This window comes from Pedobacter sp. UYEF25 (genome assembly GCF_054061655.1).
On sequence record NZ_JBSSEL010000001.1, the window covers coordinates 144,435 to 162,398 of the forward strand.

The 17,964-nt window shown below is 37.2% G+C and carries 17 protein-coding genes; 11 read left to right on the forward strand and 6 right to left on the reverse strand.

The features are described 5' to 3' along the window. Positions 1-69 precede the first annotated feature (69 nt). Complete coding sequence (locus tag ACVWYG_RS00595; protein ID WP_457268180.1) at positions 70-1,026, forward strand: hypothetical protein; 957 nt, start codon at positions 70-72, stop codon at positions 1,024-1,026. A 275-nt stretch (positions 1,027-1,301) separates the two neighbouring features. On the opposite strand, the gene ACVWYG_RS00600 is transcribed toward ACVWYG_RS00595, so the two are convergent. Further along, positions 1,302-2,807: a glycosyltransferase family 39 protein gene (locus ACVWYG_RS00600; protein WP_457268181.1), complete on the reverse strand. Its 1,506-nt coding sequence runs from the start codon at positions 2,805-2,807 to the stop codon at positions 1,302-1,304. 437 nt (positions 2,808-3,244) lie between these two features. Here ACVWYG_RS00600 and ACVWYG_RS00605 point away from each other — a divergent pair, with 437 nt between their 5' ends. Next, positions 3,245-3,658 (forward strand): EamA family transporter, encoded by a 414-nt coding sequence (locus ACVWYG_RS00605; protein WP_457268182.1) that lies wholly within the window; start codon positions 3,245-3,247, stop codon positions 3,656-3,658. Here the strand turns inward: ACVWYG_RS00605 and ACVWYG_RS00610 are convergent. From ACVWYG_RS00610 to ACVWYG_RS00625, 4 genes are read right to left on the reverse strand one after another with little or no spacing between them, the layout of a single operon-like run. After that, the gene (locus ACVWYG_RS00610; protein WP_457268183.1) at positions 3,653-4,312 is read right to left on the reverse strand and encodes a TIGR04282 family arsenosugar biosynthesis glycosyltransferase; all 660 of its coding nucleotides are present in this window, start codon (positions 4,310-4,312) and stop codon (positions 3,653-3,655) included. The genes ACVWYG_RS00605 and ACVWYG_RS00610 overlap by 6 nt on opposite strands. Continuing rightward, positions 4,260-5,309: an arsenosugar biosynthesis radical SAM (seleno)protein ArsS gene (gene arsS / locus ACVWYG_RS00615; protein WP_457268184.1), complete on the reverse strand. Its 1,050-nt coding sequence runs from the start codon at positions 5,307-5,309 to the stop codon at positions 4,260-4,262. Before arsS ends, ACVWYG_RS00610 begins: the two co-directional genes overlap by 53 nt. Next, entirely contained in the window at positions 5,310-5,645 is a 336-nt protein-coding gene (locus ACVWYG_RS00620) for an arsenosugar biosynthesis-associated peroxidase-like protein (RefSeq protein ID WP_457268185.1), read from the reverse strand. Positions 5,646-5,650: 5 nt separating this feature from the next. Then, positions 5,651-6,430: a DUF547 domain-containing protein gene (locus ACVWYG_RS00625; protein WP_457268186.1), complete on the reverse strand. Its 780-nt coding sequence runs from the start codon at positions 6,428-6,430 to the stop codon at positions 5,651-5,653. 392 nt (positions 6,431-6,822) lie between these two features. On the opposite strand from ACVWYG_RS00625, the gene ACVWYG_RS00630 reads away from it, so the two are divergent. From ACVWYG_RS00630 to ACVWYG_RS00640, 3 genes are read left to right on the forward strand one after another with little or no spacing between them, the layout of a single operon-like run. Next, positions 6,823-9,531 carry a PQQ-dependent sugar dehydrogenase gene (locus ACVWYG_RS00630; RefSeq protein ID WP_457268187.1) on the forward strand — a complete coding sequence of 903 codons (2,709 nt, stop codon included), beginning with the start codon at positions 6,823-6,825 and terminating at the stop codon, positions 9,529-9,531. A 20-nt stretch (positions 9,532-9,551) separates the two neighbouring features. Further along, the gene (locus ACVWYG_RS00635; protein WP_457268188.1) at positions 9,552-10,187 is read left to right on the forward strand and encodes an HAD family hydrolase; all 636 of its coding nucleotides are present in this window, start codon (positions 9,552-9,554) and stop codon (positions 10,185-10,187) included. A gap of 3 nt (positions 10,188-10,190) precedes the next feature. Continuing rightward, positions 10,191-10,508, forward strand: coding sequence for an Mpo1-like protein (locus ACVWYG_RS00640; protein ID WP_457268189.1), 318 nt, complete (start codon positions 10,191-10,193; stop codon positions 10,506-10,508). Positions 10,509-10,693: 185 nt separating this feature from the next. Here the strand turns inward: ACVWYG_RS00640 and ACVWYG_RS00645 are convergent, their stop codons facing one another. After that, positions 10,694-11,881 (reverse strand): proline dehydrogenase family protein, encoded by a 1,188-nt coding sequence (locus tag ACVWYG_RS00645; RefSeq protein ID WP_457268190.1) that lies wholly within the window; start codon positions 11,879-11,881, stop codon positions 10,694-10,696. A gap of 93 nt (positions 11,882-11,974) precedes the next feature. Between ACVWYG_RS00645 and ACVWYG_RS00650 the strand changes: the two genes are divergently transcribed. From ACVWYG_RS00650 to aroA, 6 genes are all read left to right on the forward strand, one after another. Next, a complete protein-coding gene (locus ACVWYG_RS00650) occupies positions 11,975-12,181 on the forward strand; it encodes an RNA-binding S4 domain-containing protein (protein ID WP_457268191.1) in 207 nt (68 codons plus the stop codon). Beyond that, entirely contained in the window at positions 12,181-13,248 is a 1,068-nt protein-coding gene (gene aroB, locus ACVWYG_RS00655; RefSeq protein ID WP_457268192.1) for a 3-dehydroquinate synthase, read from the forward strand. The genes ACVWYG_RS00650 and aroB overlap by 1 nt, the downstream gene beginning before the upstream one ends. 1 nt (position 13,249) lies before the next feature. Further along, entirely contained in the window at positions 13,250-14,155 is a 906-nt protein-coding gene (locus ACVWYG_RS00660) for a sterol desaturase family protein (protein WP_457268193.1), read from the forward strand. A 329-nt stretch (positions 14,156-14,484) separates the two neighbouring features. Beyond that, a complete protein-coding gene (locus ACVWYG_RS00665; RefSeq protein WP_457268194.1) occupies positions 14,485-15,318 on the forward strand; it encodes a prephenate dehydratase in 834 nt (277 codons plus the stop codon). Positions 15,319-15,418: 100 nt separating this feature from the next. Further along, entirely contained in the window at positions 15,419-16,558 is a 1,140-nt protein-coding gene (locus ACVWYG_RS00670) for a chorismate mutase (RefSeq protein ID WP_457268195.1), read from the forward strand. 86 nt (positions 16,559-16,644) lie between these two features. Then, on the forward strand, positions 16,645-17,928 hold the full coding sequence (gene aroA, locus ACVWYG_RS00675; RefSeq protein ID WP_457268196.1) for a 3-phosphoshikimate 1-carboxyvinyltransferase: 1,284 nt from the start codon (positions 16,645-16,647) through the stop codon (positions 17,926-17,928). The last annotated feature ends 36 nt before the right edge of the window (positions 17,929-17,964 follow it).

Genomic DNA, 17,964 nt, shown 5'->3' on the forward strand with positions numbered 1-17,964 from the left:
AGGTTGTTTGGAAAAATGATATTTGTAACGCTGTATTTGCTTCAATAATCTGCTTCCAACCAAATTAAAATGAAAAACTCCTACGTTCTCTACCTGTGGCCAATTATTCTTTTTAGCTGTGGCAGAAAAACAGAAATGCCGACCGGTTTAAAACCAGTGTACGCTGATTTTAAAAATGCTTGGCAGGAAAAAAACCTTTACGGAAAAGTAAAGGAAATCGAAACCTACAAAACGGTTTTTCAAAAAGACCACAATGATGATAAGGCAATTATAACACTTAAGGAAAAATTTACAGATTTTGGTTCCGTAAAAGAAATTTTCTATTTCGACGTTCAGGGCATACTGACAGAAAGTAATCATCTGGAATACGATGAGACACACTTCAACAATAAAACTACCTCTAAAAATAAACCCACAAACACGCATTATACTATAACAAGCAAGAGAGATACAATCAACAAAACAGAGAAAAAAAACATATTAATAAATAACAGTTCACAACAAACGGTTACCATTTATCTTAACGACAAAGGTAAAATTGTTAAACAAGTAGACGGTCGAGAAAATGATTCTATAGTAAGTAACACCATTTATAGATTAAATGGTACAGGAAAAATCATTTCCGAGACGCAACTAAAGGGAAATAATAAGGAGCCTGTTTACGTGGCAGAATCTAAGTACACCAAGAAAGGCGAATTGGTTGGGTACTCTTATAAATTTATGGGGACAACCCGCGTTAGTGAAATCGAGTGGAAAAACGGTTATATTTTTAAAATACGAATTTATACCGTTTCGCGAGATTTAATAAAGCAAATGGATGAAGAAACCAAATATGATCAGTTGTATAACCCAATTGATGTTAAAATCTATAACGGTAGCAAGTTAATTAGAGAATCGAAATTTGCTTATGTGTACGATAGTCATGGCAATTGGAATAAGCGAGATGTTTCGATGAAAACTTATGCGCCAGACCAAAAAAAGTTCTCATCAATTTACAACGAAACGAGAGAAATTAAATACTGGTAAAGAAAAAGAAGTTAATCTGCTTTTAGAAATCACCAATGCTTGTGGCTTCAAATAATTAATTTATAGGTTGTAAATCAGTTATTTAACATTTAAACCCGCTGTTCGATATGCTCCGCAGGGTCATGTCTAACACATGATAGCCAGCTATTTGTAATCCCTTAAGAAAATTTGGCTATAGGGATTGGAAAATCCGCGTTATCTAAATCTGAAATGCTCAAACTTAACTTCCCAAAGAGCAAATTTTGCATAAGCAAAAGTATCTATTTGCGCACCAACTAAGGTTTATTTTCAATTACTCCTACCGGCGGAATAAAATGATAATCTTCGCAAAGAAAAACATTAAACTTCCTCACTACCTTTCCGTTTTTAGAGATTAAAATTGGATCTAATTGCTTCACGGTTTTGAAGTAGGCATTTAACTTTTCAGGAATAAATGCTGCTTTATTTAAATCTTTAAAGCGCGGTTCTGAGTCGATAAAAACCCCTGTTTTGCCATTCAACTTGCTTAAGTCTGTGCCGATGTAATCAAATTGCAAAGCTGGATCTCCAATTACATTTTGACCGTAGATAAAATGATCAGAAAAAAGATTAAGTTCTGCAGAAGTCTTATAACCGTCGGCAGAAAATATAAAATCGGCACCCTGCTGCTTTTCGATCGTATGCGTTTGTGTTGATAAATCTTTCCATCCAAACCAAGTATCATCGCTTCTTACAGGCACCACGTAAAACAAAACTTCTACAGCCATGGCCACGTGAATGATCACAGAAATAACGATCTGCCACTTTAGCCATTTATCAGATATGTAACTGCTTACAAAAATAATCCCGGCAATATAGCTAGGCATTAACCAATTTATTTTAATCCAATAAATGGGCGACAACAATATGAAAACCAAAAAAACAGGGAGAAAAAAACAGAGTAAAAATAAAAGGTCACTGGGCAGTTTGCGCCAGGAATGTTTGTAAGTATTAAAAATTTTCCAAAGCCCGTAAAAAAGGGCTATAAATAAAATTGGAATTAACAGGAATAGTTGCGTTCCAACCAAACCGAAGAAAAAGCGCGGCGTTAAATGAAATCCAGAAACCGATTGCATCCGCTCTCTCCCTTGAAACACAAAAGAAGCAAAATGATTGTCGACGTTCCAAATAATCACTGGCATCGCGACAATAACAAATAAAACACAAACCAGATATGGCCAAATGGTCGTCAAATATTTACGTTTGCTATTGCTTAAAAGCAAAAATAAAATCATTCCAGAAGGAAGAAAAACAGCGGTGTATTTACTGTCAAAAGCAAGTCCCATCGCTATGCCAGTTAAGATCCAAAACCAAATTTTATGCTCAAAAATAGCTTTATATAAAAAAAGAAGCGATAAAGCCCAAAACAACAACAGCGGACTATCAGGTGTGGAAATTAAGGAAAGGATGCTAACCATTAGCGTTGACAGTAACAATAACAACGCCTTTTGTGCTTGATCCTTTTTATAGAATTTTTGAGCGAGTAGATAAAAAACCCACACTGTTCCTAAAGTAGTAACGGAATCTGCAAGCTTAATTGCGATCGTGTTGTTACCGAAAATCGAGGTGAAAAACCTGAGAATTACCGCGATGGCTGGAGGGTGATCGAAATACGATAAACTTGGGTGCTGGCTGTAAAAGAAATAGTAAGCATCTTGAGGCATTGGCCCCATGCAAAAGATGAAAATAATACGTATTAAAATAATGATCGAAATTAAACCAACCAAGGTTTTTGAGTTATTATTGTCCGATAAAATTTTCATTTTCAAAAGTAAAGAAACATTTTTTCCCTAGCCGATAAATTTTTGGTGATTTTTACGAAACTTGAGCAGCGATAAAGCCAGTGGAGTTTCCATTCCAAAAAATTGAAATGAAGTTGAAATTCGTGATTATTAGATCCAAACACCTGTGCTAAAAAATAAGTTAAGTGGCTTATTTTGAGTTGATCGGATTCTAAATGTTGTAGCCGCAGGTTTTGTTGGCAAGCAAATGTTTACTGTCGTTAGGCCCCAAAGGTGTTTCGGACATTGAATATTAATGAGCGTTAAATGTCTCATATAGGTGGACTTTTCCTATCGCATCGACACGAGATAAAGTATATATTTGCTAAATAACACTACAAGGCAGTGCTTAGCAATAAAGCCAAGTGCTAAAGTTGTCCTTGTATTTTTTTATAATAGTTTCTTTATCTAAACAAAACATGTGGAAACTCTACGCCGTTTTAGCGGCATTTTTTGCAGCCGCGACAGCCATCTTAGCCAAGTTAGGGATAAAAGGAATTAACGGGAATTTAGCCACCGCAATTAGAACTGTTGTGGTATTATTTATCGCCTGGGGAATTGTTTTGGCAAGCGGGGAAGTCAGTGAATTAAAGACGATCACTAAAAATAACCTGCTTTTTTTGGGTCTTTCCGGAGTAGCGACCGGACTTTCTTGGATTTTCTACTTTAAAGCACTAGAAACCGGCGAGGTTTCTAAAGTTGCTCCTATAGACAAGATGAGTGTAGCCATTTCAATGGCTTTGGCTTTTTTAATCCTAAAAGAACCTATAGAAGTAAAAACTTTGATAGGCGGATTACTTATTATTGGCGGTAGCATAGTCATTTTGCTATAAGCCACTTTTCGCCAAGTCGTCAAATTCATCCACGTCAGATAACGTTGTTAGTAAGCTGAATTTAACACCCATCTTCCTAGCATCTTGAATGGTTTGAGCTGCAATTTGATCTGTACTCCAAATTTTATTTTCGAAAACTTCGGGATATAATTTAGTCATTCCGAGTAAATAATAGCCTCCATCTTCGGCAGGTCCAATTACCATTTGATGGGTTGACAACATTTCGAAAGCATCCAGAATGGTCCTGCTTGTTAATAGGTAACAATCGCTTCCGATAATAATTACGCGCTTAAAACCTTGATCGAAAAGGAAAGAGAATGCATGTTTCATTCTTTCGCCTAAATCTCTGCCCTTTTGCTTACATTTCCAATAACCTTGCTCATTCCATAGATCCATTTTTTGGATAGTCTCAGCATAAAAAACAAACTTTGCCGCCGTAAGTGGCTTAGTAACTGTAAACGTGTGTCGCAGCAACTTTTGGTAGATCACCAAAGCTTTTTCATCGCCTATGGATGCGGCCAATCTAGTTTTTACTTTTCCCAACTCCGGATGCCTCACAAAAATGATCAGTGCATCGATCGGCGAGGAGATGAAATTTGTTTTAACCTGCAACTGCACCTCCACAACTAGAACCGGCACCTGCTGTGCAGCCATAACAATGCTGACCGAGAATGATATTCCTATTATTTAATAAATTAAGGTCAAAATCCCTTAAATGTTTTGTAAATTTTACATCCACCTTCAAATCTAACATCTGATTGAAATCACAGTCGAATAAATAGCCATCCCACCCAATCGAAATGGTATTTCTACACATTACATTGGCCAAAGCCGTCGGATTGAAGGCATTCACCAATTTTTCCATATAGCCATCATAATTTCCAGAAGAAAGCAAATAATCCAAATACCTGCTTATGGGCATATTTGTAATGGCAAACAGTTGATTAAATACAATGCCGTATAATTTATATAACTCTATTTTGTATTCTTTCTGCAGCGCTTCTTGCAGTGGAGGCAAAAATGCACCTGCCGGATTGTAGACTAAATTTAAAATCAAGCCAGTATTTGGCTTTCCATATCCAACCTCGTTTAACATTTGTAAAGCTTTGATAGAATCGTCAAAAACTCCGTCTCCACGTTGCCTATCTGTGCGATTTTTGGTAAAGCTAGGCAGCGAAGAAACTACCTCTATTTGATGAAGTTTAAAAAATTCTGGCAAATCCTTAAACCGCTTATTGGCCAAAATGATTGTTAGATTGCACCTAACAATAATGTGTTTCCCAAGTTTTCTAATTTCTTCTACAAACCATCTAAAGTTTGGATTGAGTTCTGGTGCCCCACCTGTAAGGTCTACAATCTTGATGTCTTCGTGTGCCAAAACATCTAAACAAAGTGTCATTACCTCCATGGTCATAATCTCCTTCCGATCAGGCCCGGCATCGACATGACAATGTTTGCAAACCTGATTGCACATCTTTCCCATGTTTACCTGAAAAACCTCAACGCCAGTAGCTTTCAATGGCAGCAATCCAATGTTTGCGGCTTTTGCCCTAAAAGATTCATGCTTATGTTTACCAGAATCTTCTAAAACGGCAAGTTGGTTTTCAGGTATTGATAAATGATGCTGTAATACTTTTAAAGATTTTATCATTTACATTGCTATTTCCTTCACTTTATTCATCATTTGCACGCCATGAACCAACACAGCACCACCTTTTATGGCCGCGGCAACATGCACGGCTTCCATCATTTGTGCTTCGCTATACCCCTTTTCATAAGCATCACTGCTATACGCATCTATGCAATACGGACATTGAACGGCATGCGCAACGGCCAACGCAATTAAAGATTTTTCTTTTGCCGTTAATGCTGCGTCCTTGAACACTTCGCCATAATAGTCGAAGAATTTATCGGCCAATGGCTTTTGATATTCGCCAATGTTTCCAAATTTACCTAAATCTTCCGCGTTGTAATAATGATTTGCCATCTAATTTATGATTTATAGTTATTTAAATATAAGGTCCAGTCGTAGCTTTTAAATTGAATTTCTGGTTTTGCTCCCTTAGGGATAATCTCATGGTTCACCAAAATTTTCCTAATCCCATTTATCCCTCCAAAATCTCCTCTAAACCAGCTCATCAATATAGGAACTTTCACGGCATTGGCAAATTTATCATAATGGCATTCGCTCCTCAAATAAGTATTTACAGCAACATCCAATTGCTTATCAAGTTTATTAGAATCATAAAATGCAATCGGTGGACAACTTTTCGCACCACAGTTCAACGCAAAATGAATGCGGAAATCTAATTCAGCAACCCGATAGTTTTTTTCTAATGAAGAAGGAAATAATTTACCAAGATAACCACCAGCCCATTTAATTTTAGAACGCCGCAAAATCCCGTGCTCAATCAAATCCAAACTCATTAGATTGCCGGCAATGTCTATTTGTTTGCTAGAAAAAAAAGCGCCTCTCGTTTTGTATTTATCTGGGTTTTTAGAAAGAATCACTTGGGTAAAACCATTATATATATTCAACCAAAAAGCCGTCTTTCTGGCATCAGTTGACAAATCTGAGGCGAGTCCGGTACTGTTCATATTTTTCAACTCTTCGATGTATTGTGCAGTCGACGCACCAGTTCTGGCGGCGTATAAAAAATCTTGAGAAATCTTTATTGGATTTTCAAACGTGGCCTCGATCATTCCAGCCAACGAATAATTAGCCGTTATATTTAAAATTAGCCACATCGAAATAAGGCAAGCACCTTTCATAACTAAAGTTACGTAAATAGGAGGTTTATAGACTTTTCTAAAAATTTGTTCAGCGCACCGAAGTATGTTCTTTTGTCAATAAATAAAATCTGATTTGTTTAGATCATTAACCTATTTATTTGGGCGCTTTAACACACCTTCCACTCTATTTTTTGGGCAATGTTGCCCAAAAAGATGCCGTTTCGGTCGTTAGCGCGCCTATGCAGTTAAAGATTGGAGAAACCTCTAAGTTAAAATGACTATGTCGAATCTAATTCCAAGACAAATTAGTCGTGTATTCAGTACTCTGGTAAGGGGTTACCTTCAATTATCGAGTCAATTAACCGCAAAATTTTTATGATTTGGTTTTATATCTTATATTTACGCCCGTTCGACCATAATTAACCCATTAAATGAAAAATATTTCCGTCTTTTTATTCTCAATTATTGCTTTAACGCTTTTGTATTTTTTTAGAATGTCTAATTATTTTGCAGCGCCGAGTCGTTCAAACGACGCAAAGTTAGAACTGAAAATAGACACACCAGATCAAGACAGGTTTGTTAAAACAACCTTAGTACAGGGAAAATTTACAGAACCAACAGAAATCGCAGTTCTGCCCAATTATGATGTGTTAGTAGCGCAGAGAAGAGGCGAGGTTTTGCTGTACAAAAACCAAACAAAAATGATGAGCCAAGTTGGTAAGTTAGATGTTTACTGGAAAACAACCGTTCCGAACGTGAATGCTGAAGAAGGTCTTCTGGGCATAGCTGCAGATCCTCAATTCTCTACAAATCAATTCATCTATCTTTTTTATAGTCCCACAAGTAAGTCGGTAAATCGTTTGTCTCGGTTTAAAATGATAGATGATAAGATTGACCTAAGCTCAGAAAAAATTGTGTTAGAATTCTACTCTCAACGCGATATTTGTTGCCATACAGGTGGCTCTATTGCCTTTGGTAAAGACAACATGCTATTTGTTTCTGCCGGCGATAACTCTACCCCTTTCGATCAAGAAAATTCTACTTATAAAACAAACGCCTATGCGCCTCTAGACGCAAGAAAAGGATTTGAACAATATGACTCTAGGCGCTCTGCAGGTAATACGAATGATTTAAGGGGTAAAATCCTGCGGATAAAAATGAATGCGGATGGTACTTATAGCATTCCTGAAGGAAATCTTTTTCCAAAGGGAACTGCAAAAACGCGTCCTGAAATATATGTGATGGGAGATAGAAATCCTTATAGAATTGCCGTAGATAAAACTACAGGATATCTATATTGGGGCGAGGTTGGACCTGATGCCAATAATGATGATTCCACTCGCGGACCGCGAGGCTATGACGAAGTAAATCAGGCGAAAAAAGCAGGGAATTTTGGCTGGCCATTAATTATTGGCAACAACTATCCTTATCGTGCTTATGACTATACCACAGGAAAAAGTGGAGCATATTTTGATCCTGCTAGGCCTATTAACAATTCGCCAAACAACACAGGACTTACAGAATTGCCGGCAGCGCAACCTGCCTTTATATGGTATCCTTATGGCGAGTCAAAAGAATTTCCGCAGTTAGGTTCGGGCGGTAGAACTGCAATGGCAGGTCCTGTTTACTACTCAAAACCTGGAGCATCTCCTTATCCAAACTACTACGATGGCAAACTTCTTATCTACGATTGGGTACGCGGTTGGGTTAAGGCTGTAACCATGGGATCGAATGGAGATTACGTGAGTATGGAGCCTTTTATGGGAAATATGTCTTTATCGGCACCAATTGATATGGAACAAGGTCCTGACGGGAAATTATATATTTTAGAATATGGAAAGGGGTGGTTTGCAAGCAATCCAGATGCAGCACTAGTTCGTGTAGATTATTTAAAAGGCAATCGTCCGCCTGTTGTTAGCGATTTTTCTATTTCCAAAACTGCAGGCAGCTTACCATATAAACTAACTGCTACCGTAAAGGCAAAAGATCCCGATGGAGATGCCCTTATGTATGTGTGGAATTTGGGTAATGGCATTAAAAAAACGACAACTATCCCTTCGTTTAGTTATACCTATACAAAGGTTGGTGAATATCCCGTAAGTGTTACAGTCATAGATCCATTGAAAGCAAGTGCAAAAAGCAATACTATTCCTGTTTTTGCCGGAAATGAATATCCAAACGTGGCGATAGATGTAGTTGGTAATAAAAGTTTTTACTTTGCGAACAATCCTATAAATTACAACGTAGTTGTTAGCGACAAAGGTGCAATTGTAGATAAAACTAAAATATATCTTTCAAAAAGCTATGTAGAAGGTTTTGACCTGGCAGGTGCACAGTTAGGACATCAACAAGCTGCAACTGCAATGGTGGGAAAGGCAATGATAGCTAAACTCGACTGTGGCACTTGCCATAAAGAAGCTACAACATCTATCGGCCCTGCCTTTATAAAAGTAGCCCAGAAATATAAAGGTGATGCGAATGCGGTTGACTACTTAACCAATAAAATCAAAAAAGGTGGTGCTGGTGTGTGGGGAGAAGTTCCTATGCCGGCACATCCTACAACAAAAGACTCCGATTTGAAGGAAATAGCTAAATGGATATTAAGTTTAGACGAACAAAAGTCGGTAGCGGCGTCTTTGCCTTTAAAAGGACAATTGTTGACCGATGTACCTAGCAATAAAAAGAATACCGTTTTGAGCCTTAAAGCCAGTTATACTGATAACGGCGCCTCTGGACTAAGACCTTTGAGCACTACTTATGAATTGAATTTAAGAAATAGCACCATTGCGGCAAGCGATATAAAAGACTTTTCTAATTTCGATGTGAAGGAAATGCAACAGTCCCAAGTACTTGAGCTCAGCAAAACTTCTGGTTGGCTAAAATTAAAGAATATAGATTTGACGAATATAAAAGCCATTAACATCGATTTTGAAAATGATGTAGATAGATCTATGCAAACTGAAATTAGGCTAGATGACGTTAACGGAAAGTTGGTTGGCAGTAGCACTGGACAAATCGTTAATTTAAATAAAATAACTGATGGTAAATATCATAACCTTTTCATTGTGTTTACGCAGCTTTCTAAAAATGATGCCAAGCCGAAATTAATGGTTAAGGCGCTTAGGTTTGAATCTCTATAATTTGACAGATGGCTACTTAAATGGAACACATAAAGAACGTAATATTCGATTTCGGTAATGTTATTTTTGAGATAGATTTTGAAAAGGCACAGCAATCGTTTGCTGATCTAGGAATAATTAACGTCGGTGATTTTTTTGGGCATAAAGCACATACCAGCTTATTTGATGAGTTAGAAACGGCAAACATATCTCCAACAGAGTTTAGAGCCGCAATTAGAACCAAGGTTAACAATGCCAATCTTAGCGATGAACAAATTGATGGCGCTTGGAATAGCCTACTTATCGGTTCATTTGAAGAGAACAATCGAGTGCTGTTACAAATGAAACAACGTTATCGCACTTTTTTACTTAGCAATAGCAACGAAATCCATTATGATTGGATTATAAATTACATTAAGCGAGAGTTTAATTTTGAAAATTACGATGATTATTTCGAGCGGGTTTATTTTTCTCAACAAATGAAATTGAGAAAGCCAAATCGAGAAATTTTTGAGCAAGTGATCAATGATAATCATCTAATACCTGCAGAAACATTATTTATAGATGACAGTCCACAGCATTTAGAGGGCGCAAAAAAGCTAGGTTTACAAACTCTGTTGATGACAGAAAAGCCCTCCAATCTTGGGGGATTTTTAAAAGCGAACGGCTTACTTTAATTTATGATCACTAAGCATTACAGATCACTAAAAGAATTTTATCCATTTTATCTTTCCCAACACACCAACACAACCTCTAGAATCTTACACTTTATAGGGAGTGGATTGGTTGTGCTTTGCTTTTTTACTGGCTTTTTGTTTCATGATTTCCGCTTTTTTATCGTTACCCCTGTTGTAGGTTATGGTTTTGCTTGGATTGGACATTACTTTTTCGAAAAGAACAAACCTGCAACTTTTAAATATCCTGCTTATAGTTTGGCAAGCGATTTTATTCTGTTTTACGATCTGTTAACAGGAAAACAGAGTTTTAAGGTCAAATAAGTTAAATTTATCAACTACAATAATCGATCGGTTTCTATAGGGATGGCTAAACAAGCTTGATTTGTGTCGTTTCAATTGTCGGTCTAAATGATCAAACTAACAATCACTATAGCGCGTCACTCTAAAAATAGTCATATACCTATTCTCTATAAGTAAAATATAAGCAGAGCAACATTCTTATTTTCCTATTTTATTTTTCTTCGCTTTAACTCTCGCTCTATCAGGGCTAACTCTCTCCCTGTTTGACCAGCAACGGAGGTATTTTCCTGAGCTCTTCTAAACAAATATGGCATTACACTTTTTATTGGGCCATAAGGGACATATTTCGCCACATTGTAATCGGCATCTGCGAGGTTGAAGCTTAAGTTATCACTCATTCCCAAAAGTTGCGAAAAGTATACATTTGGGTGATTATGTCTAATTCCTTTTTCATCTAAAAGATAGGTGAGCAACCTACAGCTCTCTTCATTATGAGTGCCACAAACCAAAGCAATTTCTTCCACATGGTCTGTGCAGTAACGCAAAGCTTCATCAAAATCTTTGTCTGTGGCTGCTTTATTTGGTTGGATTAAGCTTGCCACTCCTAATGAAATTGCCCTTGCTCGTTCTTTCTCCATATAAGCCCCGCGAACAGTTTTCACGCCCAAAATAAAACCAGCAGCCTTTGCTATCAAGTGATCTGCCTGCATATCTGCCAGCTTATCTCCTCTATACATTTGATAAGTGTTATAAACAATTACCCTTTCCCTGTTAAATTTGCGCATCATATCCAACGCCAAATCATCTATACAACCTTGTATCCAACTTTCCTCGGCATCAATCATTACCGGCTCAATTCTGTCGAAAGCCGCTTGACAGATCTTTTCACAACGTTCTTGAACTTTTTCAAATTCCAATTTCTCGTCGGTCGTTAATGTAACTTTCGCCTGTACTTTTTCTAACAATTCAAAACGACCAATACCAGAAATTTTAAAGACGGTGATTGGGAGGCGTTTATCACCATCTGCCCGCAGAACCGTTCGCATAATTTCATCGCGCGTTTCATCAAATACTTGCTCTTTCTCCTCGCCTTCTACCGAATAATCTAAAATAGTACCGACGTTTGCTTTTGCAAGTTGATTTATTGCCTTCTCACACTCTGAAATATCTTCCCCACCACAAAATTGACTAAATATTGTACTTCTTATTGCTCCCTTGATAGGAAAACCTACATTTAAGAAGAAATTGGTGATAGATGGCCCGATGGTCGACAAAAAATTATTTCCTATGGCTTTAAACAGCCAATAGGCTTTTTTCAATTCAGGGTTCGTTTTGTTACGAAAGGCAATTTCGGTATTGTCAAAATTTGGGTGTTTTGTTTGAATAGAATCCATGTAGCACAAATAAAAGTCAGTGGTATGCAAAATTATAAAAAGCATTGATTGTAAAAACCACAAAAACATTAATTTATGTATTTTTGCATACAAATGATAGAGTTTAAGTTAAAAGGACCGTTTATCCCACTCATTCAGCTTTTAAAAGCTACGGGATTGGTGAATAGCGGCGGAGAAGCACAAACTTTTGTAAGTGCAGGCCTTGTGAAATATAATGATGAAGTCGATTACAGAAAACGCCTTAAAGTGAAGATTGGCGATGTAATCAAATTTGGCGAACACACCATAAAAGTAATTTGATGAAATCTTTAGAGAGTTTGGACAGCGCGGGTCATAAAATATTTTTCGAAACCGGATTAAGGGATTTAGCTACGCTGCTCGAAGAAAAAAAATACAGCAAAGTATTTTTGCTAACTGATGAGCATACGATTGTAAAATGCCTGCCTGTTTTTCAAGAGATGCTTCAAGATTTTGAGGAATTTGACCTGATTGAAACATCCGCCGGCGAAGAAAGCAAAACCATAGATTTTTGCATTGGAATTTGGAAGACATTGTTAGATTTCGGCGCCGACCGTAAAAGCTTGTTAATCAATCTTGGTGGAGGAGTTGTTACAGACATGGGTGGTTTTATTGCCTCAACATATAAACGAGGAATAGATTTTATCAACATTCCCACCACCCTACTATCTATGGTCGATGCTTCTGTAGGTGGTAAAACTGGAATAGATGTGGATGGCGCCAAAAATATGGTTGGCACCTTTACCCTACCTCAAATGGTTTTTATTGAACCTCAGTTTTTGCAAACATTGCCAGAGCGAGAGCTTTTGTCAGGTTTTGCCGAAATGATTAAACATGGTTTGATAGCAGATAAAGATTTTTTTTACAAATTGATTGAAGGCGATTACCGCAGCCCCCTTCCCGAGGACATTTACCATTCGGTAAAAATCAAAAACCATGTAGTTACAAAAGATCCAAAAGAAAAAAACGTTAGAAAAATCTTAAATTTTGGCCACACCATTGGCCATGCTGTAGAAAGTTATTCGTTATTAAACGATCAGTCACCGTTAACCCATGGCGAAGCAATTGCAATAGGTTTTGTTTGCGAGGCCGCACTCTCGGTAAAAAATAACGGCCTTGATCAAACAGCGTTGAAAGAGATTTCAGATTATATAACTTCAATTTATCCAAAATACATCATTAAGGAAGCAACTTTCGAAGACTTATACCTACTAATGGAGGGGGATAAAAAAAATGAAGATGGAAATATTTTATTTTCTCTATTAGAGAACATTGGCCGGTGTACTTACAATTGCAGAGTAACTAAAAAAGACGTTTTCTCTGCGCTAAAATATTACAATACTATATAAAATGAGGTTTTCTAGTGGAGACATATCTGTAGGATTTTTATTTGGCTTTGTAGTGGTACTTACATTCGTAGAAATGTATTTTAGTTACTTTCACGATAAAAAACTGTACACCAAAAAAGATACCTGGACAAACGTCTATTTAATGGCGTCTGCAATTGTGGTAAACTTAACCATGAAAACAGCGACATTCTTTTTGTTGGATTATTGCTATCAGTTTAAGTTGTTCCAAATCCAAAATTTGTGGCTGTATTGGATTGTTTTGATACTGGCGCAGGATTTTTTATACTGGTTTTTGCATACGGTCGGGCATTACGTAAGGCTTTTTTGGGCGATGCATGTTACACACCATTCGTCAGAACATTTCAACTTAACCACAGGATTTAGGTCCACAGTATTTGAGCCGTTTTATCGGGTGTTTTTCTATCTTCCGCTTGCTTTCATGGGCTTTAGCGCCGTTGATATTTTATTTGCTTATTTAATTACGCAGATTTATGGCAACTTGGTTCATACACGAACTGTTGGAAAACTTCATCCTTGGTTCGAATATATTTTTGTAACTCCCTCTCATCATCGGGTTCATCATGCCCACAATGTGCGTTATTTAGATAAAAATATGGGCATGGTACTTATTCTGTGGGATCGATGGTTCGGCACTTTTCAGGAGGAATTGCCCGAAGATGAGGTTAAATATGGGTTAACCACACAGCCCCAAGATACTAGAGCGGTCAACATCATATTTCACGAATTTATCGCGCTAAAAGCAGATGTAAAGAATGCTCCAACATTTTTTGATAAGGTTCGGTATATCGTAAATCCACCTGGATGGAGCCATAACGGAAGCACTAAAATAGCTAAAGTAATGCAAAGAGAATTACTTGAAACAGAAAAATTTAAGAAAACATCATAGGTTAACTCCTAAAGTCCACTGTTGATATTTATTTTGATTTAAATCGGAATTAGGAAAAGCTAAAATACTGCGGTGGCAATCGCATTCGACCACAAACAATAACGAAATTAAATTTTGTTTAAATTATTTTCAAATATATCTTGACAAATTAAATTTTGTTGCTACATTTGACTTATTCAAAAAAAGAAATGAAAAAAGTTGCAACATATTACTTTGGTTACTTTTACTATTTTAGTAAATGCCGGGGCTAATATGCAAAAAAATAGATGAAAATATTAAATGTATAAAAAGTCCTGGCCTACCGCCAGGACTTTTTTGTTTTATATATAATGGAATTAAAAAAACGAGTAGCTATTCAAGGCATTAAGGCATCTTTTCATGAGGAGGCCGCTTATAAATATTTTGGCAAAGACATTGAAACCTTAGAATGCAATTCATTTAAGGAAACTTGTGACAAGTTAGAGAAGAATGAAGCTGATTTTGTGGTGATGGCCATAGAGAATTCTATTGCAGGAAGTTTACTACCCAACTACACGCTGATTAGAGATTATGGTTTTTCTGTAGTAGGAGAAGTTTATCTGTCTATTCAATTGCACTTGATGGCGCTGCCAGGAGTAAAATTTGAAGACATAAAAATTGTAACCTCCCATCCCATTGCCATTAGACAGTGTGTGGATTTTTTTTACGATTATCCGAACATTAAAATTGTTGAAAGTAGTGATACTGCTGCCTGTGCAAAACGAATTAAAGAAGAACAATTAAAAGACACGATGGCTATTGCCAACAGTTTGGCAGCAGAACTTTATGGATTAAATATCTTAGAACGCCGAGTGGAATCTAATAAGAAAAATTTTACCCGGTTTCTAATTATTAAAAAGGATAAAACAGCAGAAGAAAAAAAGGTGAATAAAGCTTCAATCTGTTTTCAAGTTGGCCACAAAGTAGGCTCTTTGGCTACTGTGTTAAATCTGTTTGCCCAGCAAGAAGTTAGTTTGACAAAAATTCAATCTATGCCTGTATTGGGCAAAAGAAATGAATATTATTTCTATGTAGATTTAGAATGGCCAAATACAGAAAAGTATGAGAAAGCCATTAGAAAGGTACTTAAGTTCACTTCTAATTTTAATATTTTAGGCGAATATCAAAAAAACGATAAGGTATAGTGTCTGTTTTATGCCTTAAATACCGATTTTAAATCATCATTAAGCCACTGGGCGTTAATACAAGTCACATTAAATTAAAGAAAATCAAAAACTAATCAATATGAAACTTAATCTAAATATCCAACCACTAAACTCTTGGATAGAAATTAAAAACGAACCTCTATTAATCTCGGGGCCGTGCAGTGCAGAAACGGAAGAGCAGTTGTTAACAACAGCCCATTTATTGGCTGCAACGGGCAAAGTATCTGTTTTAAGAGCTGGTATATGGAAGCCCCGTACACGTCCTGGAGAATTTGAAGGCATTGGAAGCATCGGCTTACAGTGGTTAAATCGTGCAAAACAAGAAACTGGTCTGCCAATTGCCGTTGAGGTTGCTAATGCAAAACATGTAGAAGAAGCCCTTGCTGCTGGTGTGGATATTCTCTGGATTGGTGCGCGTTCTACCGTAAACCCATTTACAGTACAAGAAATTGCCGATGCGTTGCAGGGTCACGATGTTCCTGTTTTGATAAAAAACCCAATTAATCCTGATTTACAACTTTGGATTGGGGCTATTGAGCGGATCAATCGGGCAGGAATTACTAAAATTGGTGCGATACACCGTGGTTTTTCCTCTTATGAAAAAACTTCGTTCCGCAATGAGCCGATGTGGGAGCTTGCCATTCAGTTAAAAACGCTTTGTCCTGAGCTGCCAATTTTTAACGATCCAAGTCACATTTGTGGCAACCGAGAACTAATTCCATACATTTCTCAAAAGGCCTTAGATTTAGATATGCAAGGTTTAATGATCGAATCGCACGTAGATCCAAGTGTGGCATGGACAGATGCAAAACAACAGCTAACACCTTCGGCTTTAGCAGAACTTGTTGATAAATTAACCGTTAGAGAGCCTGAATCTAACAATGAAGAGTTTACCGATCATTTGGCCGAGCTTCGTAAATCGATCGATAAAATCGATGATGTGTTGTTACAGAAATTGGGCGAACGCATGGCTATTGTTTCAAAAATTGGGGAATATAAAAGAGATAACCAAGTTACCATTCTTCAAGTTAATCGCTGGGATGCAATTATAAAGAAAGGAACGGCCTTTGCAAAGGCATTAAACCTGGATGTTAATTTTACCGAAAAGTTCTTGGAGCTTGTGCATGGCGAATCTATCAGAAGACAAACTGAAATTATGAATGCAAACAAAGCTGAAAAGGGAATCGCAGCAGAAAAGCACGAGGAAATTAAAGCTTAGTATCGACAGAAGTTAATTTAAATTTTTAAGGCGGCGAAAAGCTCAGGCTTCAATGCAACAAATTACCATAAATCTTCAAAAAGTAAATGTCTAAAAGTGCATTGGTTTCTTTTAAAAGGAGCAAACATATAAGTACCGAAATTAGTCTCACTGGTTCGAAAAGCGAGTGCAATAGAGCTCTAATTATTAGCGCGCTGAGTAAGGGTTTGGTGAAAGTCGCTAATCTTTCTAATGCGGCAGATACAGTTACTTTAAATGAAATTTTAACAAAACTTCAAACAGAGGAGATCGATAATGATAAAAACTTTACGAAAGATAGCGATAGTTATCAGTCAATTGACGTAGGGCCCGCAGGAACTGCAATGCGTTTTCTATCTGCCTACCTCGCCGCTAAAAACGGAAACTTTTTACTCACGGGTACCGAACGGATGAAACAACGTCCCGTAGGGATTTTAACGGAGGCGTTGAAAACCTTAGGCGCATCAATTTCTTATACAGAGAAAGAAGGTTTTCCTCCGTTGAAGATTTCTGGATCATTTAATCAACAGACAGATTCTGTAAAAGTGAAGGGCGACATTAGCAGCCAGTATATTTCTGCGTTGCTAATGATTGCGCCAACCTTACCACTGGGCTTAAAATTAGAAATTGATGGCGCACTTACTTCTAAACCATACGTAGATATGACGTTAGATATGCTTGCCGAAGTCGGTATAGCGCACACCTGGGTTCAAAATACCATCAATATTAAGTCGCAGTCCTTTAAGAAAGGGACATTGATTATTGAACCAGACTGGAGCGCTGCCTCTTATTGGTACAGCATTGCTGCCCTTGCCAGAAAGGCACACATTAATTTGCCTGCTTTAAAAGAGAAAAGTCTGCAAGGAGATAGTCAAATTCAGAAATTAATGGAACTATTTGGCGTATTTACGTCCCTTACCTCAGTAGGAATCTCAATTAATAAGGAAGTAATCCCACACCGCAATGAACAAGTTTTAGATCTAAAAACATGTCCAGATTTAGCACAAACCATCGTCGTTGTTGCGGCTGCTTTAGGCAAAAATTTAAGTTTTACAGGTTTGGAAACACTGAAGATCAAAGAAACGAATAGGATTTTCGCGCTTCAAACAGAATTATCCAAGATTGGTGTAGCGTTTACTGAGAACGATTTGTTGTATACGTTGAACTGTGACAACCTTAATTTCCCTGATAAAGTGACCTTTGCAACCTATGAAGATCATAGAATGGCGATGGCATTTGCGCCGCTCGCACTGCTCATCAACGAAGTAGAAATTGAAGACATGAAAGTGGTGGAGAAATCTTATCCCTATTTTTGGGAAGATCTAAAAAAGGCTGGATTCGAGGTAGCATAGATTTACCAAGCAAGCGATAAGATTTGAGACAATAGG